The sequence below is a fragment of the Paraburkholderia sp. MM5477-R1 genome (genome assembly GCF_050436385.1).
Taxonomy (GTDB): Bacteria; Pseudomonadota; Gammaproteobacteria; order Burkholderiales; family Burkholderiaceae; genus Paraburkholderia; species Paraburkholderia tuberum.
In genome coordinates this window covers 825,808-843,799 of sequence record NZ_JBNDMC010000010.1, presented here as the reverse complement: position 1 = coordinate 843,799, position 17,992 = coordinate 825,808, and the positions used below count along the sequence as shown (strand labels likewise).

The following is a 17,992-nucleotide window of genomic DNA, read 5'->3' as shown; positions in this document are numbered from 1 at the left end:
AAAAAAGAAAGGCGAGGATATACGCGGGAGCTTGATAAAGAAAGGGCTCTTGACCAGCCCGTGTCAGACGACGCGGCATGCCGAGCGGAAAAGGTAGGGTCCCAGGATTGGGTTTTACCCTTAAGTGGGTCGTGTCTCAAACCGCCCGCCAACCCGCTGCCGGCGGCCAGAAGGCGCTGTGAAGGGCCACCACAGGCAGTTCCAGAGAAAAGCGGATGCGCGTTTAGAGTTGCTTACCTTTAAGACCAGAAAAACCAACTAGCCTAACCGTCGACACCGAAATAACCTTGAACAAACGGAGACACCCACTTCCTGGATCAGTAGCTCATCGGCATGGACATCTACGATTACATCATCATCGGAGCCGGATCGGCCGGCTGCGCACTCGCTCGGGGCCTCAGCGACAACCCTGATAACAAGGTGTTGCTGTTGGAAGCTGGGCCGCCCGCTGACAAATTCTGGGTCACTACTCCTGCCGGTATGGCAAAGCTGTACTTCCACAAAGAACTGAACTGGAATTACTTCACGGACCCGATGCCTGCACTTCGCAATCGGAAGATGTACTGGCCTCGCGGCAAGACCCTGGGCGGCTCCAGTTCGATCAATGGGATGATTTTCATTCGCGGCCACCGCAACGATTTCGATAGCTGGAGAGACCTCGGGAACCCTGGCTGGGGCTATGACGATCTCTTGCCGTACTTCAAGAAGATGGAGCACAACGAACGGGGTGCGGACGATTATCGTGGCACCGGTGGTCCGTTGTGGGTCAGCGATCCGGTAACGAAAGTCCACAGCTCGCATGATTTCATCAAAGCTACAGAGCGTTTGGGCATTCCTCGCACGGAAGATCTCAACGGCGCGGTACACGACGGCGTCGGGTTCATGCAGCACACGATTCGTGGGGGACGCCGCTACTCCGCCTATACCGCATTCGTCGAACCCATTCGCAACCGACCGAATCTTACCGTTATGACCGGTGCTGCAGTGCAGCGCATCGTGTTGAAGGGCAACGTTGCAACGGGCGTAGAAATTCTCGTCAAGGGAGAATGTCGGAGCTTTGATGCAGCCAAGGAAGTAATTGTGTCGGCCGGATCGCTCAATTCTCCGCAAGTGCTCATGCTCTCCGGCATTGGGCCGGGCGACGAACTACAACGTCACCGCATCAGGACTCTTGTTGATCTGCCAGGGGTAGGGCTCAATCTGCAAGATCATTTCTACGTGCATGGAAGCTATCGCTCGACCCCGGACAGTTCCTACAACCAGGAGTTGGGGGGCATCCGGAAGTATCTCGAAGGGGCGCGTTATCTGTTGACCCACAAGGGCTACCTGGCGCTCGGCTCGTCTCAGGTTGGGGCCTTCGTGAAAAGCCGTGCGGAAGAACCCTACGCAGACCTCCAGATCAGTTTCAGGCCGATGACCTTCACTTACTACCCAGGTGGTGAGTGTGAAGTTGAACGCAAGCCTGGCATGGGTGTCTCTGTTTATCTCCTGCGTCCGCGTGCTACGGGCACCGTGACGTTGCGCTCTTCAAATCCGGCCGACCCAGCAGTATTCAAACCGAACTTCCTGACTAACGACGAGGACAACCGGGCCATGATCGCGGGCGTGAAGCTGATTCGGCAAATCATGTCGACAGAGCCGATTGCGTCGCGCGTCGTCGAAGAACAGATTCCTGGTCCTCTGGTGAAAACGGACCAGCAGATTTTCGACTGGATGGAGATGACTGGGAATTCAGCGCACCACCAGGCCGGCACCTGCAAGATGGGACGCGACAAGCTCGCGGTAGTGGATGAGCGTTTGCGCGTGCGAGGGGTCGAGCGTTTGCGCGTGGCTGACGCGTCCATCATGCCGCATCTCACTTCCGGCAACACGAATGCTCCGACGATCATGATCGGTGTGAAGGCGGCGGACATGATTTTGAAGGACGCCATCCCTCGTCGTGTCATCGGTCAGGCGGCAGCGCCCGCCCGACGTGCCACGAACGAGAGCGTTTCCGTGGGCAACTAAATGAGCGTCGGCTGACGGTAGATAGGTAACATTGCGACCGCGAGTATGCGCGGTGCGCTTGGTCAACTTAAGCGAACAGGGATGTCATCGATGTCAACTGCAAGTCATCAGAGCGCTGAAAACAAGGTGCAAACGGAATACCCTCGCGTCGGCCTTTACATTGACGGCGAGTGGATCTACGACCGGGAAACGGCAGTCGAGGTAAGAAACCCGGCCACCGAAGAAGTGTTGGGTAAAGTCCCGAAGGCGACCAGCGATGACCTCGCACGTGCTCTGGATGCAGCGGCGCGGGGTTTCCTGGCCTGGCGTGACACGCCGCCTCAGGAACGCGTCAAGGTCATTCAGAAAGCCACGGCACTGATGCGCGAGCGACTCGAGCTCATTGCTACAACGATCACGCTGGAAAATGGAAAACTTTATTCCGACGCCTATGCGGAAGCTGACCGCTCGATGAACTTCTTCGAGTGGAACGCGGCGCAGTCATTGCGTGATTACGGGTTGATCGTTCCCGGCGAATCGCAAATGCAGAAGTTCATTCTGCGACAGCCAATTGGCCCGGTGGCAGCCTTCACGCCCTGGAACGTGCCTATCAGTTCTGCAGCACGCAAGGTAAGCGCGGCACTGTCGGCGGGGTGCTCCGTGATTCTGAAAGCTGCGGAGGAAACGCCTGCTACCGCGTGCCTGCTGGTGAAGGCCTTTGAGGACGCAGGTCTGCCGCCCGGCGTATTGAATCTCGTGTTTGGCAACCCAGCGGAAATCTCCTCGACCCTCATTGCTTCTCCTGTGATTCGGCTTGTGACGTTCACCGGCTCGGTCGCGGTCGGAAAGCATCTGACGCAACTGGCGGCGGCGGCCATGAAGCCTGTCCTCATGGAGTTGGGCGGCCATGCTCCGGTACTCGTGTGCGAAGGCGTAGATGGTGCGGCCGTCGGACGACTGGCTGCGCGCGGGAAGACGAATGCCAGTGGCCAGATCTGCGCATCTCCTTCCCGATTTATCGTTCATAGCAGCGTGTACGACGATTTCGTGGACGCTTTCGCTGGCGCGGTGGGAGGGGTGCGAGTTGGCGACGGGTTCAGCAAGACCGCGCAAATGGGGCCTGTTGCAAGTGCGCGCCGACTTTCTGCTATGCAGGCGCTTGTAGCAGACGCCAGGCAGCGCGGCGCCCGGGTTGCCGCCGGGGGCGCCCGTATCGGAGATAGGGGCTACTTTTTCGAGCCGACCGTCCTGGCTGACGTACCCGTTGACGCTGATGCAATGACTGTCGAGCCTTTCGGTCCGCTGGCCGCATGCGTGCGTGTGGACGACCTGGCCGAGGCTATTGCACTTGCAAACAGCTTGTCGGTCGGTCTGGCAGCGTACGCATTCACCAACTCCTTGCAGGACGCTGAACGGATCAGCCGCGAACTTGAGTGTGGAGTCTTGTCCATCAACCACTTCGGCACGCCTGACGCGGATACGCCATTTGGCGGAGTCAAGGACAGTGGAATCGGACGCGAAGGGGGCCCGTCGACACTGGACGCATACGTGGTCACAAAGACGGTATTGCAAAAGACGGTACGTATCTGACGAAGCTTTAAAAAAGACTCGTTCAAAACGAGCAAAAAACTGCTGGACCAACTAAAGAACAGATTGGAGACAAAGCGATGAGCGCGTTTGGAAGGCATCTTCTCGGCTTGGGAGTGGCGAGCCTGTTACTAGCGGCGGCCGGCGTGGCAGGAGCGAAGGAAATTACGGTCGGCTATGTCGCTGCAGGTCTGCAGTATCCGTTCAATGTTGCTGTGGCAAAGGGGTTCGAGGATGCTGCAAAAGCAGCAGGCGCTAAGGCTATCATCCTCGACCCCAAAACCAGCGTCGAAAAGCAGGGCAACGCAATTGACGACCTGATCTCGCAGAAGGTGGATGGAATTGCGTTCCTTCCACTGGATGGTGTGGTCGCGCAAACCTGGGCAGATCGCGTTGCCGCGCACGGAATCCCGCTCGTCTCTGTTGCAACCGAGCTGGGTGACCCTCAGAAACGCGCAATCAAGGATGTCTACCCGAAGCTCGCTGCGCTTGTCGCAAGCGATGAGGTGCATACCGGCTATAACGCTGGCGAAATTGCTGCGAAGCTGCTTCCAAACGGCCGTGTTGCCAATATCGCCATCGTGGAAGGGGCACCCGGCTACCCGCAGGTATGGCAGCGCACAAAGGGGTTCAAAGAGGGCCTGGATAAGGCAGGAGCGAAGTATCGAATTGTTGCCTCGCAGCCTACGGACTGGACCGCCGAAAAGGGCGAGGCCGTCTGTCAGAACATCCTGAGCGCTCATCCGGATGTCGACCTCTTCTATAACCAGGCCGACGACATGGTCATCGGTTGCGCCCGCGCCGTACATGCAGCTGGCTCGAAGGCAAAGCTCGTCGGTTGGGGCGGCTCGCGGCTTGGAATCAACGCGATCAAAACGGGTGACGTCGACGGCACGGTCTGTGTCGAGCCCGAAAAAATGGGCCAGCAAGCGTTCAAGGCACTTTACGCTGCTGTAACGAACCCGCAGACGCCAAAGGGAAAGTTCATCGAAATCGACACCCCTGGCGTAACAAAAGAAAACGTATCTACTTGCATCCCCCAGTGGTGACAGGGACTCAGGCATCTTAACCATCGCCTTCGGGCGGTCGGTTCGAGAAAACAGCGGGGCACACAGACAGACGGCCGCATGACTCGTGCAAGCAAGCTTGCACAGATCTGCGGCCTTCAAAGAAATTAAATTTGGAGACAGTCATGAACAAGTGTTTCAGGAAACTGGCATGGGTTGGGGTGGTCGGCGCTTTGGCGCTTGTGACAGATGCCGCTATGGCGAAGGACATCACGCTCGGCTACGTCGCGGCAGGCATGCAGTATCCCTTCAATGTTGCGGCAGCGAAAGGATTCGAGGCGGCAGCGAAGGCGGCGGGCGTCAAGACGATTGTGCTTGACGCGAAAACGAGTGTCGAAAAGCAGGGAAATGCGGTTGATGACCTCATCGCTCAGAAGGTCGACGGGATCGCCGTGCTGCCAATTGACGCGGTGGTCGCACAATCGTGGGTCGACCGTGCCGCGTCACACAACATCCCGTTTGTAGCAGTCGCGACCCAGATCGGTGATCCGCAGAAGCATGCGATCAAAGACGTCTATCCGAAGCTAAGCGCGCTGGTTGCAAGTGATGAGGTGCACGCCGGATACGACGCGGCTCAGATTGCAGCGACCTTGCTCCCAAAGGGGCGGACCGCGAAGATCGCGATCGTCGAGGGAGCGCCTGGCTATCCGACGGTATGGCAGGTGACAAAAGGTTTCAAGGAAGGGCTTGATAAGGCGGGCATCAAGTATGAAATCGTCGCCTCGCAACCCACCGACTGGACTCCTGAGAAAGGGGAGTCCGTGTGCCAGAACATTCTGTCTGCACACCCGGATGTTGACCTTTTCTTCAATCAGGCTGACGACATGGTCATCGGCTGCGCTCGAGCCGTGCGCGCGGCCGGATCACACGCAAAACTTGTCAGTCGAGGCGGATCGCGGCTTGGCATAAACGCCATCAAGGCAGGCGATGTGGATGGTACGGTCTGCATCCAGCCGGGAAAAATGGGCCAGCTCGCCTTCAAGGCGCTGTACGCGGCTGTGACTAACCCTGGCGCGCCCAAAGCACAGTTTGTCGATGTTGACACCCCTCAAGTCACGAAAGCCAGCCTGTCCCAATGCGTGCCTGAGTGGTAAGCAAGGGTCATGTCAACTGAAGTAGTAGGAGGCAGCCAAATGGAAAATGAAATCCCGCTCTTGCAATTGCAGGGCGTGACGAAGACATTCCCGAATGGCCTGACCGCGCTGCGCGGAGTCAACCTGAACGTCTCACGCGGCACGGTTCACGGGCTGCTCGGCGCGAACGGCGCTGGCAAATCGACGCTAATCAAGATCCTTTCGGGATCGTTTCCCGCTACGGGCGGACGAATCGTCTGGAAGGGGACTCCAGTTGAATACTCGAGTCCGAAAGCGGCGAACGACATGGGGATTGCTACGATTCATCAGCATATTCCCCTGGTGCCGACACTTTCGGTACTCGAAAACGTATTCTTGGGCGAGGAAAGCCGGTGGCGCCGTAGCACGATCATTCGGAAGCGTTTCTCCGATCTATGCCGGCGAGTCGGGTATTGGCTCGACCCAGACGGGCTCGTGAGCGACCTGTCCATCGGCCAACGCCAGATGGTCGCGATTCTGCAGGCGCTTGGAACGGGAGCCGACCTGATCGTGATGGACGAGCCGACGGCGTCGCTCGCGGCAAGTGAACGCGAGGTCGTCTACCAGATCGTGCGGCACCTTTCTCGCGTTGAAGATAAAGCGATTCTGTTCGTGTCGCACTTTCTGGACGAGGTCATGGCGCTCACAGACCGGGTCACCATCCTGCGTGATGGGCAAGCAGTCGTTGACGCAGAGACCAGCGAACTCGACGAGTCTCGTCTCGCAGAAGCTATCGTTGGGCGGCAGATCGTTGCACTTGAACGAGCGACAACGCCGCCGGTCGATTTGAGTGCACCTGTATTGCTGGAGCTCAAAGACGTCGCGTCTCCGGGCAAACTGGAAACTATCTCGTTGAAAGTACGTGCGGGTGAGGTCATTGGAATCGCGGGGCTGCTTGGGTCGGGTCGTAGTGAGCTTCTGCATGCGATTTTTGGTGCCGACCCAGATGCCGCAGGTGACGTGCTAGTTGAGGGCCGACCGATTCGAAAGTCGACTGCTGCAGCAGTGAAGGCAGGACTCGGTTTAGTTCCTGAAGACCGTATGAAGCAAGGTCTTGTCCCTGGGTTCGAGATTTGGCGCAACACAACCCTTCCGGCGCTGGACGGCGTCTTGCGAGGACGCTGGCTGCCGGACCCGGCGCAAGAGCGCCGGCGTGGCGCCGAGGCCATCCGCCGCCTGTCAATCAAGGCGAATTCGCCGGACATCCTCGTGACCGAGCTCAGTGGCGGCAATGCGCAGAAAGTAACCATTGCCAAGTGGCTCTTCAGCGATGTGAAGGTGTTCTTGCTGGACGAGCCGACCGCTGGCATCGACATCGGAGCGAAAACGGACGTTTTGCTGCTTGTGCGTGAGTTGGCGGCAGCCGGCAAGGCGGTCATCATCGTTTCGTCCGAATTCGAGGAGCTCCTGGCAGTGAGCAGCCGAATCCTGGTTATGCGCGACGGGCGTTGCATTGCTGAGCGCGCTGGCCACGAGACGTCCGAGCATGAACTGGTGTTGTTGGCGGGCGGCAAGAGTGCGAACCCGGCTAGCGAGCAACGCGCAGCGCAATCTTGAAAGAGAGAGTAATGATGAACCTGACTACTTCAACCCATTCCGGACCGTCGAGTGGTGGCAATGAATCCCCGGGCGGGCCGACGAACGGCGTTTCTAAAATGGCACAGGGACAAATGACTGATTGGCGGCGATTGTTCAGCCTTCGCGAGATGGGCGTTTACTATGCGCTTATCCTGCTGGTATTGATTATCTCTGGTGTCACGGCCTATACCGGCAGGCCCAGTTATCTGAGCGCGGTGAACGTCTCTAACGTCCTCTATCAGGCGTCGCTGGTCGCCATCATTGCGGTCGCGATGACAGTGATCCTGATTACTGGCAACTTCGACCTTTCGGTCGCGTCCGTGGCGGCTCTTTCGGCTGCGGTGCTCGTGGGTCTGGCAGATTCGCTCGGGTTCTGGCCGGCAGCGCTCGTTGCGATGCTTGTCTCGATCCTGGCTGGCCTGTTGAACGGCGCGATCGTCCAGTACCTGGGAATCAATGCGTTCATTGTTACGTTGGGAACGTTGACCGCGATCCGTGGCGTGGTTCAGATCTACACCGATGGCCGGTCTTTGTCGGTTGATACGCCCGAGGCGTTGCAGGCTATGCGGACGTTCGAATCGGGGCGCCTGCCAATCGCCATTCCGCTTATCCTCATTGGCGCGGCGCTGCTGCTGGGGGGGTGCTGGTTCCTGCTGCGAGCACGTCGCGAAGCACGCAATATCCCTGCGACATCTCTTGGCATGATCGTCGGCGGTGTCTGCTGCTTCGCTCTTGTGGGGGCAGGCGGGCTGTCATTGGCGATGCCGAAACCGGTCGTGTATATGGCGGTTTTCACGATGATCGTCTGGTTTGTCTTGAGCTTGACGACCATCGGTCGGCGCGTCTACGCGGTAGGTGGCAATCCCGAGGCGGCCCGCTTGTCCGGGATTAACGTGAAGCGATACAAGATGGCCGGCTTCATCCTGTGTAGTGCGGCAGCGGGTTTTGGTGGGATCCTGTTCGGCAGTCGACTTGGTGCCGTCAATCCTACTGCAATGCAAGGCGCGGAACTTACCGTTATCGCCTCGGCGATTCTCGGCGGGACTTCGCTGTTTGGCGGCGCTGGTTCCGTTATCAAAACCCTTGCAGGCGCGCTGCTCCTGTTCACGCTGACGAACGGGTTCAACATCCTCAACCTGGGTGCGAACTATCAGGGCGTCATCGAGGGAACGGTTGTTGTCACGGCGGCCGCCATCTATACAGTCGGCGGATCACGCCGGCGTAAGCGCTAACATTTACATGATAGGACGATGCGGTGTGGTTTGACCGCAAAGGTCGACAGACGGCACGTCGAGTCCTCGAGTACTGGAAGTCAGGGAATGTGCGGACCCAGCTCACATCGACGCGTATCAACGCGATCGAACCCGTCCTGCATCGCGCCCTGTTCAGGAGATGCTCGTGGCCAGTCATGATTTCAGCGGACCCGGTGTCCTGACGGCAGCTGACAGGGAGATCATTTCACAGGGGCTCAACGCGCTGTTACGCGAACGGTCCCTCGCCTACGAAATCGCATTGAAAGTGGCGCTTTCCCGTGGCCACGCTCACCCCGACGTGGGTGACTTCGGGCTACCTGACATCCTTCGTCTGAGCCGAATGATTTAGCGGGGTGCCGTTGCGGAGCCCGGGTAGCGTGGCGGTTCTCAGTGAATTGCTGCGCCTCGGCGCGTGGCCGACGGGTTCTCGCGCTGTGCTGGCAATGGATTGCTGCTGGTTGTGCCAATACAAAGCTTGTATGGAGGAGTGACGTGGCAAAGCAAAGTACGGTTCGAACGCTCTCAGCCGGTTCCATCGGCAATTTTGGAGAAATCTACGACTTCGCAGTTTTCGGATTCTCCGTTCCGATTCTTGCGGCCCATTTCTTCCCTGGTAGCGACCGTACCGCAGCGCTTCTAAGTACCTTCGCTGTCTACGCCGTAGCTTTCTTCGCCCGGCCGGTGGGGGGATTGATGTTTGGCGTGATCGCGGACAAAATCGGGCGCGTAAAGGTCATGGCGACGACCGTCTGGCTGATGGCGCTTGGGACCGCCGTAATCGGGCTTTTGCCGACTTACGCCAGGATTGGAATTGCCGCCCCCGTTCTTCTCGTCGTGTGCCGGATTGCTCAAGGCCTTGCGCTTGGTGGTGAGACGACGGGCACCACCAGCTTCATCCTCGAGTCAGCACCGGATGACCGTAGAGGCGGTTGGATTGGTCTGACCTTGATCTTTTCGCATCTACCCAATGCTCTGGTCGCAGGACTCCTGATTGGCCTTCAGCTTGCGGCAGGTGCGACCGCGTATGCCGACTGGGTCTGGCGCGTCCCATTCCTTGCCGGTGGACTTATCGGTATCGTTGGCTTCTGGCTGCGGCGCAATCTCGACGAGCCGGATGAATTCAAGCAGGCAACCCGCAAGACGCATTCGAAGAATCCCCTTCGTACAGCGATCCGGGAAGGGGGTCTGAAGGGCATGCTGAACGTAGCGATGATTCAGCCGATTCAGACCGTGGGCTCGTATCTGCTGCTGGGATTCATGTACACGTTTCTCGTTCGTGTGGCGAAGCTCGACCCGACATCCGCGCTTTTCACGAACGCCGCCTCGGTCGTTGTGCTGTCGTTCATGATTCCGCTCGGAGGAATGTTGAGCGACCGGTTCGGTCGTAAGCCGATACTCACTTTCGGGGCAGCATGGTTGGCTTTTGCTGCCTATCCGGGCGTTTATCTGGCGGCAACGGGTACGATTACGGGCGCGCTTCTTGGCCAGCTCCTGCTGGTTGTTGGAGTCGGGCTGTATGGAGGTGCATGCTTCGTCGCCGCGCCCGAGTTTTTCCCGACGTCATTCCGCGCGACGGGACACGCGATTTCCTATCAAGTCACCGTGGCAGTGTTCGGAGGGACGACGCCTCTGATCGGGACACTTCTGGTCCAGGCGTTTGGGTCGCCGCTTGCCCCTGCTTATTACGTTGCGGCAGTCGCGGTTGCTTGTCTCATCTTGACTCAGTTCGTGCCCGAGACGAAAGGCGTGAGTTTGCGTACTGCCACCAGTTCGACGTCCGGTGAGCGCTCCACTGGCGCCGTACATGAAGCGAGATAAATTCCGGCCGGCACGCGCTTCGCTCGAAGTGAAGCGGGCTCCGGCCCATCTGGGATTTTGGCGTTTTCCACGTCTATCGGCGGCTGAGCTGGAGCCAGTTCGACTGCGCGTGGACCGCGTTTTCGAGCAGCGTTTAAGAGTCGAGACGGTAGATTCTGATGGCGTTGTCGCGAAAGATTTTGCGCCGGTCAGCATTCGGAAGTAGCTGAGTCGCATGGTCGACAACGTCGACCCATTCCCGGTAGCTGGCGGCCAGTTCAAGCACCGGCCAGTCTCCGCCGAAAAGCACGCGGTCGACACCGAAGTATTCGATGACGTGGTGAATGAACGGTAGCACCTGTTCGGCATTCCAGGTCGCATGATCTGCCTGCGTCAGCAAGCCGGAGACCTTGCACACAACGTTCGGCAACGCTGCCAACTGCCGAATCTGTCTGCGCCAGAAATCCAGCCGGCGACTATCTTTGATCTCCGGTTTGCCCATGTGATCCAGAACGAACGAGACCGAAGGGCATCGTTCGACCATCTCGATGGTATGTTCGAACTGGTGCGGATCAATGCAGATATCAAAGGAAAGGTCGTACTTCGGCAGCAGGTTGATGGCATCCAGAAAGTCGCGATGCAAGATGGTTGCTGAGTCTTGCATGTTCTGAATGAGGCGTCTCACGCCGCGTACTCGATGCAGGCTTGCAATCCGAGCCATTTCAGGCTCGATGGCGAGTCCTTTCTCGAGCGGCAGGCTGGCGACACACGCCATGATTCGAGAGTCGCTCTCCGCACTCGACGCTACCCATTCTGCCTCATCGAGATACTGTGGCATGTCGACATCCGCTTCGATGAAGACGAATCCCTGAACGTGATAAGGCTTGGAGTAGCTTGACAGGTCGTCTGCCGTCCAATTGCGTTGGAGTTTCGTCGCGCCGGTCGCCCACGAAGAGCCGCTAGACCAGGAGTAGCCGAAACGCTGGCGATCGAGCAGATGAATATGGGAGTCGATGATAGGGAAATTAATCATTTGAACACTCGTCCCGATGAAGGCAGCCGCGCCGTGCCGCTGCTCAGCAGTGAGCAGGTCGCGCATCCCGCGTACGAAAGCGTAGCAGAGGCTACGAGCGGGATTGATTAATAAATATGAACCACTCTCAACATCTGTTGAGCTAAGGACTGTCGTCACCGCTTTTTGCAGCGCGCACTGGCGGCTTGGTCGTGTTCTCTGAAACGCACCTGGTCGGGAATCATGGACCGCTGTCGAGTGTAAAAAATCGCCTCACTGACCGAGATCGTCTTTACCTGCCAGCCAGGCAATCAAATGCTCACGGAAGCCCTGGGCGGCTGGGGATACAGTGCGGGCCGAGGAGTGATAGAGGCAGACCTGGCGCGTCACCGCGGGTTGAACAATCGGACGCATCACGAGGCCGAACCGCCGCCCAAGGAGACCGACATAGGCAGGTGCAATCACCAACCCGAGCCCCTCTGCAGCCATGCCGAGTGCGGTGCTGATGTTGTCGACGATGTCGACCGGCGTAATCCGGTCGTTCTCGTGATATTCGCCGTGCGTCAGCGATATCGTGCGTTCGTAATCCCGCCCGGCAACAACCAGTGGGCAGTGTCTCAGTTCAGCCCATGAAATCTCTCTGCGTTCGACCATGGGGTGAGTCGGATCGAACCATGCCACCCATGGGCTTTTGAAAAGGTCCAAACGCGTGACGCCTTCGCTTACTGTCTGATCGGGACCAACAGCCAGGTCCACTGCGGCGCTGTTGACCATATCAATGAGACTTTCTACTGACGTGTCCCGGATACGGACGAGAAGCTTGGGTTTGCGGTTCGTGTACGCCTTCACTGCGGCAGGCAGAACCGTACTCGCCAGAACGAGAGGTGCCGCAACGCGGACGATACCGGCCGCGCGATTGCGAATGTCGTCTACTGCTGCTTGCGCAAGCTCCATGTGCGTCAGCACGCTCCTGGCAGAAGGATGAAATTCCCGGCCAGCTGGCGATAGGGAAACGCTGCGCGTTGTACGGTCGAAGAGCCGAAATCCGATTGAAGACTCCAATTCACTGACGAGTTGACTCACCGCCGACGCAGACAAACTTAGCCGCTCTCCTGCTTTGGCGAAACTTCTGACATCAGCAACCGCAATGAAAGCGCACAGTTGTCTTGGCGTAAATCGTGGAGATGGCATGGTGCAATCGATGCGTTGGCAATTACTAAGCGATTCTTAAGAATACTTCACGATTGATCGCTTGTTCATCCGTGTATCTACTATCAGACTGATACTCAGTTGAATTTTCCTGAGACGCCAATCACACGCAGTTCCAGCACCCTCCTTAACTTTGTATTCAATCTTAACCATGCCGACTAGCCCCGATCTTTGTCAATTATTTGCCAACCACGTCGCCGAGACTCGCTTCGAAGATCTGTCCAAAGAAGCAGTTGAAGCAGCGGAGAAATCGATCCTCGACATAATCGGGGTGACGCTCGCCGGCAGTGGCATGGAGCCCGCAGTACGAGGGGTGGCCGACGTTGTGCTGGATGCAGGTGGGCGACAGGAAGCCTCCGTGCTCGGTTTCGCCGGGAAGGTGCCGGCACAGTCGGCGGCATTCCTGAACGGAGTCATGGCTCATTGCCTCGATTTCGACGATCAAACGCCTTGGGGTGCGCATCCGGACAACTCCGTCGTTCCGGCCGTTCTCGCACTCGCCGAACGCAGGGGGAAGGTCTCCGGGCGAGAGCTGATTACCAGCGTAGCGTTGGGACAGGATCTTTTCGTGCGTTTGCGCTGCAACGTAGGTTGGCGCCAGGACTGGAATCTGTCTTCAGTCGTCGGAGCGTTTTCTGGGGCTGCTGCGGCAGCCTGTATTCAGGGACTGAGCCGCGACCAGATTGCGCATGCACTTGGAATCGCCAGCATGCAGTCAAGCGGGACGATGCAGGTCATCTTTGGTATAGGCAGCGACCTGCGCGGGATGTACGCCGGATTCACAGCACAAGGCGCTGTCATGTCAGTGCTTCTGGCGCAAAAGGGCATAACAGGTATCGCAGAACTGTTTGAGGGAAAAGCTGGCATCTTCAACGTCTACTTCGGTGGGAAGTACGAGCGGGACAAGATGGTGGAGGGTTTGGGGAAAGAGTACCTGGGCGCCTCGATGTTGTACAAGGCCTGGCCGGCGGTTGGGAACGTACATACCTACATCCACGCCACGATCGAATTGATGAAAGAGCACGGATTGAAAGCGAGTGACATCGAGCAGATCAAGGTCTTCGTGGGAGATTTTCACCAGCGAATGTGTTATCCGCTGGATCTGCGTCGCGCACCGGCGACGCTGGTCGATGCGAAGTTCAGTCTTCCGTTCTGTGTGGCACTGGCCGCCGCGCGTGGACAGATTCGCATCTCGGACTTCAGTGCCGCAGCGCTACATGACCAGGAGGTTCTTAGCATCGCGCAAAAGGTGGTCCCTGTAGAGGACAGTAGCCTCGACTGGAAGGTGAAGATTCCTGACGGCCGCATGGAGATCATGACTCGCGATGGTCGCAGCTTTGCCCGTATTGGAAACAACGTACCCGGAAGCCCGGAAGCACCGATGTCATGGGACGCGATTGCTGCGAAGTTTCGCGACTGTGCATCGGTCGCGGCGGTTCCGGTGTCGGCAGACAGGATCACCGAGGCGGTGGACTTGGCACGTAATCTCGAGGCACTTGAGGATGCAACCGTCCTTCTGAAGACTTTGACCTCGTGAGGACGTCGCCTACCGCCGCCCGGCGAATTGAATACAGTTGGTGTTCAACGTTCGACTTGTAATCGCACGCTTTTATATACGGTTTGTTACCACGAGGTACACACTCATGAATCGATTCGAAGGCAAGGTAGTCTTGATCACGGGCGCGGCTAGCGGAATTGGAGCTGCGTGTGTCCGACGGCTCTGGGAAGAGGGCGCGTCAGTCGGAGTTGCAGACCATGACAACGACGGCCTTGACAGGCTCGTTACAGGGCTGAGCGATGACGCTCGCGTCTATGGTGCGACACTCGACGTCTCCGACGGTGAACAGGTGGAATCATTCGTTGCGGGGGCGAAGAAGAAGTTCGGAAATCTCCACGGCTTGATCAATTGCGCAGGTATCAAAGGGGTAGGTAATGTGCTGGATTGTGAAGCGGAGAACTGGAGGAGGGTGATGTCCGTCAATCTGGATGGAACCTTTCTAATGTGCCAGGCTTTTTCACGCGCTGTCCAGCATGACGAGATTTCACGAGCTATCGTGAACATCTCGTCCGGAGCAGGCATCATGGGCGTTCCGAATCGGCTGCCGTACGTCGCTTCAAAGTTCGCGGTCTCTGGTATCACGCGGACTATGGGAGCAGAGCTTGGCCCCTACGGCATTCGGGTCAACGCAATTGCCCCCGGGATGATTAGAACACCTTTTACTGCCTATATGTTCGACGATCCGGAAAAAGCAAAACGCATTCGGGCAGCTCACGCGATTGGTCGCGAGGGGCAGCCTGAAGAGATTGCGGCGGTAGCAACGTTTCTGCTCACGGACGATGCCAGCTTTATGACAGGTGCGGTTATTTCTGTCGACGGTGGCCAGACGGCGTGCATTCCAGCCGTCTGAATGTTGTGATTCAGCGGGGATGGGTTTCGAGGTTGGGCCTAGGGGCGACACTTCCGTTTGTGGGTTTCAATTGTAATGCCGCCGCAGGCGAAGCTGCTCCGGCTGGCGCTACGCAACGTGCTGGCAACGTCCACACGCCAACTCGCGGCGAGAGGAAGAGCACGCTTCAAGCGCCGGCGGAGCACTAACCGGCCGATTATGCAGTTACGCGGCTATGGGATGATTTGGTTTGCGAAGCATATGGATGGCCACACCAGCGGTGCAGGCAGCGATCACCGCGCTGACCATGAAGATCGCACGCAGCCCGGCGTGCCCGCCGACCCATCCGAGGGCCGCGCTTCCTACTGCCATCGCCACATCCAGGAAGGCGGTGTAGAGGCCCATCGCCATTCCGCGATTATTCGGCGTTATGCCGCTGACTGCCTCGACGCCGAGTCCCGGATAAACGAGTGAATAACCGAAACCGGCAACGGCCGCTCCTGCAGACGCGACCAAAGCCGTTGTAGCCAGCCACATGAGCAGCAGACCTATCGCCTCGACGATGACGAACACAGTTGCGACTTTCGCCCCTCCGAACCGGTCGGGAAGATGGCCCCCCATCGCGCGCGACGCGATCAGTGCGACGCCAAATGCGCTAAAGGCCATCCACACAGGCTGCCAGTGCATGTCGGTGAAGAACAGCGAACTGAACGCGAGGATTGCGCAGTAGCCGATACTGGCGAGCGCCGCGCCGAGGCCGGGCAGCCACACGGCTTTCATGATCGTATTGAAGGACGCATGCTCGCCGTGTGCTTGCGGCGCGACTGCGGGCATCCGGACGAGATAGGCAAGAACGATCAACGGCAGTAGCGCTGTGACAAGCGCGATCGCTAAAAATCCGAACGAGGTGTAAAGGATGGTCCCAATGGGCCCGCCCAGCGCCATGGCTGCGAACATGGCTGTTCCCACCCAGGCGATCACTTTCCCGGCGTGTTGCCTGGGGACGAGCCCCAGCCCCCAAGCGACGCCCCCAGTAATGATGAAACTTTCCGCACCGCCCAGAACCGCACGACCGATAAGGAGGATTGCGACGGAGAGCTCCGGCACCTTCACGAAGGCGAGAGAGAGCAAGTACAGTAGCCCTGCAGCGGCCGCGGCAATGAGACCGACGAGCACCCCGCGCTTTGCACCGCGTCTGTCAGAATAAGATCCCGCCCAGACTCGCGAGAAGAGCGACGCGGCAAATTGTGCTCCAGCCACGAGGCCGACAACGAATGGACCGAAGCTCAGATCGTTGTTCACGTGTAAGGGCAGTACTGGAAGCGCTACGCCGATGATGATAAAACCGGCGAGCACCGCGGTCATTACCGGCATCAGCGTTGCAGCGACGGACTGCCCGTCGGCTTCCGCCATGGGTGACTCAGCCATACGATGCGCCTCTACATTCAGTATCCGGGTTTCTTGTAAAGCGTCTGAGCACGTGCCTCGATGTCCGGGCGATAGACTTCGTCCTTCCATCGGTCCGGTGGGACTTCCTCAAATCCGACTGAGACAGACTCTTGCCCGTAGCCGAGGATGTCCATCACATCACGGGTGATTGCTTCGGCCAGGCGTTGCTTCTGTTCCTCTGTCTTTCCGGGCCAGGCCTTAACGATGACATGCGGCATTACATCTTCCTCCAGAAATTGGAAACGAAGGACCGTGCGAAACCACACATCGCGCAGCCAGGCCTATACGCCGGTACTGCAGGAAGCAGGCGAACGCCGCTCACGAGCTCGATTGTATGGCTCACGCCGGGCGTTTTGAAAACACATCCTTGAACGCCGGCATCGCCGAAAAAACGTTCGGCCATCCGGCGTAGAACGCCAGGTGCGTCAGCACTTCGGACGCTTCGTCTTTGCTCAGCCCGTTGTCCATCGCGCGGTTCAGGTGATAGGGAATCTGTGTGACCTGACCATTCGCGACGAGCGCACTCACCGTCACCAAACTACGGTCGCGCGGCGCAAGCCCCGGACGAAGCCACAGGTCGCGGAACAGCGAATCCGTCGTGTACTCGACCACGCCAGGCGCGACTGCTCCGAAGTTCTCGCCGACCATCTGTGCGCGTTGCTTCTCAGCCGCTTCGTCCAACGGCAGCAGCGTCACGTCGGCAGGCGCAAGCTGATCGGGGCCGATGCTGCGTTCATCGAAGATGTGCCTGGCGACGCCCGAAGCGGCCGTTGCGTTGGCCCACCCCGAGTAAAAAGCCAGGTGTGCAATCATTTCCGAAATCTCGGCGGGCTTCACGCCGTTGTCGAGCGCGAGCCTGAAATGAAGCGGCATTTCGACGGTCTGACCGCGAGCGATCAGCACCGAGAGAGTCACGATGCTCCGGTCGCGCGGCGAGAGTTGCGGCCGCTTCCACAGACCGTCGAACACAGTCTGCGTCGTGTAGCGCTCGAAAGCGGGAGAAACCGACTTGAGGTCGGCGAGGGAGGGGGCTTGCATGGATTCAGTCCTTTGCGTATGGGCACAGGCCCCGCCGCTGCAATATGTCGGGACAACTGGCGCATTTGCCTGTTACGGCCCGGTGTATTGCTGATCCGTGACTTGTTCGAGCCAGTCGACGTTTTTGCCATCGAGCGACTCCTGAAGCGCGATATGCGTCATGCCCGTGGTGGCGGTCGCACCGTGCCAGTGTTTGACTCCAGCGGGGATCGACACGATGTCGCCGGCTACGATCTGCTGCCGCTCGCGGCCCGATTGCTGGATCAGCCCCGACCGGACGTGACGATCAACGTTTGCCCGAGCGGGTGCGTGTGCCAGGCAGTGCGGGCGCCCGGTTCGAACGTGACCATGCCGCCGGACAGGCGCGAAGGCGACTGCGGTTGAAAGAGCGGATCGATGCGCACCTGACCAGCAAAGCGCGGCGTGCCACCCTGGGCGGACGGTTGCGACCCGCTGTGCGCGACCGTTATGCCCGCCGGCTCGGCAACGGCGGCATACGCCGCTAGCGGAGCCCATA

15 protein-coding genes and 1 pseudogene are annotated in these 17,992 nt (G+C 58.5%); 10 read left to right on the top strand and 6 right to left on the bottom strand.

Translation table 11 applies throughout. From position 1 onward, the window contains the following. Positions 1 to 333: 333 nt before the first annotated feature. From OKW35_RS47700 to OKW35_RS47665, 8 genes are all read left to right on the top strand, one after another. The gene (locus OKW35_RS47700) at positions 334 to 2,007 is read left to right on the top strand and encodes a GMC family oxidoreductase (protein WP_429555738.1); all 1,674 of its coding nucleotides are present in this window, start codon (positions 334 to 336) and stop codon (positions 2,005 to 2,007) included. A 90-nt stretch (positions 2,008 to 2,097) separates the two neighbouring features. After that, positions 2,098 to 3,576, top strand: a complete 1,479-nt coding sequence (locus tag OKW35_RS47695) for an NAD-dependent succinate-semialdehyde dehydrogenase (protein WP_429555737.1) — start codon at positions 2,098 to 2,100, stop codon at positions 3,574 to 3,576. Positions 3,577 to 3,653: 77 nt separating this feature from the next. Then, complete coding sequence (locus tag OKW35_RS47690; protein ID WP_429555736.1) at positions 3,654 to 4,622, top strand: sugar ABC transporter substrate-binding protein; 969 nt, start codon at positions 3,654 to 3,656, stop codon at positions 4,620 to 4,622. 143 nt (positions 4,623 to 4,765) lie between these two features. Beyond that, entirely contained in the window at positions 4,766 to 5,734 is a 969-nt protein-coding gene (locus OKW35_RS47685; protein ID WP_429555735.1) for a sugar ABC transporter substrate-binding protein, read from the top strand. Positions 5,735 to 5,773: 39 nt separating this feature from the next. Further along, entirely contained in the window at positions 5,774 to 7,309 is a 1,536-nt protein-coding gene (locus OKW35_RS47680) for a sugar ABC transporter ATP-binding protein (RefSeq protein WP_429555734.1), read from the top strand. Between the two features lie 11 nt (positions 7,310 to 7,320). Beyond that, positions 7,321 to 8,562 (top strand): ABC transporter permease subunit, encoded by a 1,242-nt coding sequence (locus OKW35_RS47675; RefSeq protein WP_429555733.1) that lies wholly within the window; start codon positions 7,321 to 7,323, stop codon positions 8,560 to 8,562. 166 nt (positions 8,563 to 8,728) lie between these two features. Continuing rightward, on the top strand, positions 8,729 to 8,932 hold the full coding sequence (locus OKW35_RS47670; RefSeq protein WP_090812600.1) for a hypothetical protein: 204 nt from the start codon (positions 8,729 to 8,731) through the stop codon (positions 8,930 to 8,932). Between the two features lie 143 nt (positions 8,933 to 9,075). Beyond that, on the top strand, positions 9,076 to 10,401 hold the full coding sequence (locus OKW35_RS47665; protein WP_090812240.1) for an MFS transporter: 1,326 nt from the start codon (positions 9,076 to 9,078) through the stop codon (positions 10,399 to 10,401). Positions 10,402 to 10,534: 133 nt separating this feature from the next. On the opposite strand, the gene OKW35_RS47660 is transcribed toward OKW35_RS47665, so the two are convergent. Both OKW35_RS47660 and OKW35_RS47655 read right to left on the bottom strand, forming a co-directional pair. Then, positions 10,535 to 11,479 (bottom strand): amidohydrolase family protein, encoded by a 945-nt coding sequence (locus tag OKW35_RS47660; RefSeq protein WP_429555732.1) that lies wholly within the window; start codon positions 11,477 to 11,479, stop codon positions 10,535 to 10,537. A 186-nt stretch (positions 11,480 to 11,665) separates the two neighbouring features. Then, complete coding sequence (locus OKW35_RS47655; RefSeq protein ID WP_429555731.1) at positions 11,666 to 12,583, bottom strand: LysR family transcriptional regulator; 918 nt, start codon at positions 12,581 to 12,583, stop codon at positions 11,666 to 11,668. Positions 12,584 to 12,752: 169 nt separating this feature from the next. Between OKW35_RS47655 and OKW35_RS47650 the strand changes: the two genes are divergently transcribed. Continuing rightward, positions 12,753 to 14,138: an MmgE/PrpD family protein gene (locus OKW35_RS47650; RefSeq protein ID WP_429555730.1), complete on the top strand. Its 1,386-nt coding sequence runs from the start codon at positions 12,753 to 12,755 to the stop codon at positions 14,136 to 14,138. Positions 14,139 to 14,244: 106 nt separating this feature from the next. Then, on the top strand, positions 14,245 to 15,009 hold the full coding sequence (locus tag OKW35_RS47645) for an SDR family NAD(P)-dependent oxidoreductase (protein WP_429555729.1): 765 nt from the start codon (positions 14,245 to 14,247) through the stop codon (positions 15,007 to 15,009). Positions 15,010 to 15,213: 204 nt separating this feature from the next. Here OKW35_RS47645 and OKW35_RS47640 read toward each other — a convergent pair whose 3' ends face one another. The 4 genes and pseudogenes from OKW35_RS47640 to OKW35_RS47625 form a co-directional block, all read right to left on the bottom strand. Then, positions 15,214 to 16,401, bottom strand: a complete 1,188-nt coding sequence (locus tag OKW35_RS47640; RefSeq protein WP_429555728.1) for an MFS transporter — start codon at positions 16,399 to 16,401, stop codon at positions 15,214 to 15,216. A 32-nt stretch (positions 16,402 to 16,433) separates the two neighbouring features. Next, entirely contained in the window at positions 16,434 to 16,655 is a 222-nt protein-coding gene (locus tag OKW35_RS47635) for a tautomerase family protein (protein ID WP_429555727.1), read from the bottom strand. Between the two features lie 121 nt (positions 16,656 to 16,776). Further along, positions 16,777 to 17,475, bottom strand: a complete 699-nt coding sequence (locus tag OKW35_RS47630; RefSeq protein ID WP_429555726.1) for a carboxymuconolactone decarboxylase family protein — start codon at positions 17,473 to 17,475, stop codon at positions 16,777 to 16,779. Between the two features lie 72 nt (positions 17,476 to 17,547). Continuing rightward, positions 17,548 to 17,945 (bottom strand): annotated as a pseudogene (locus OKW35_RS47625) ((R)-mandelonitrile lyase). Positions 17,946 to 17,992: the final 47 nt, after the last annotated feature.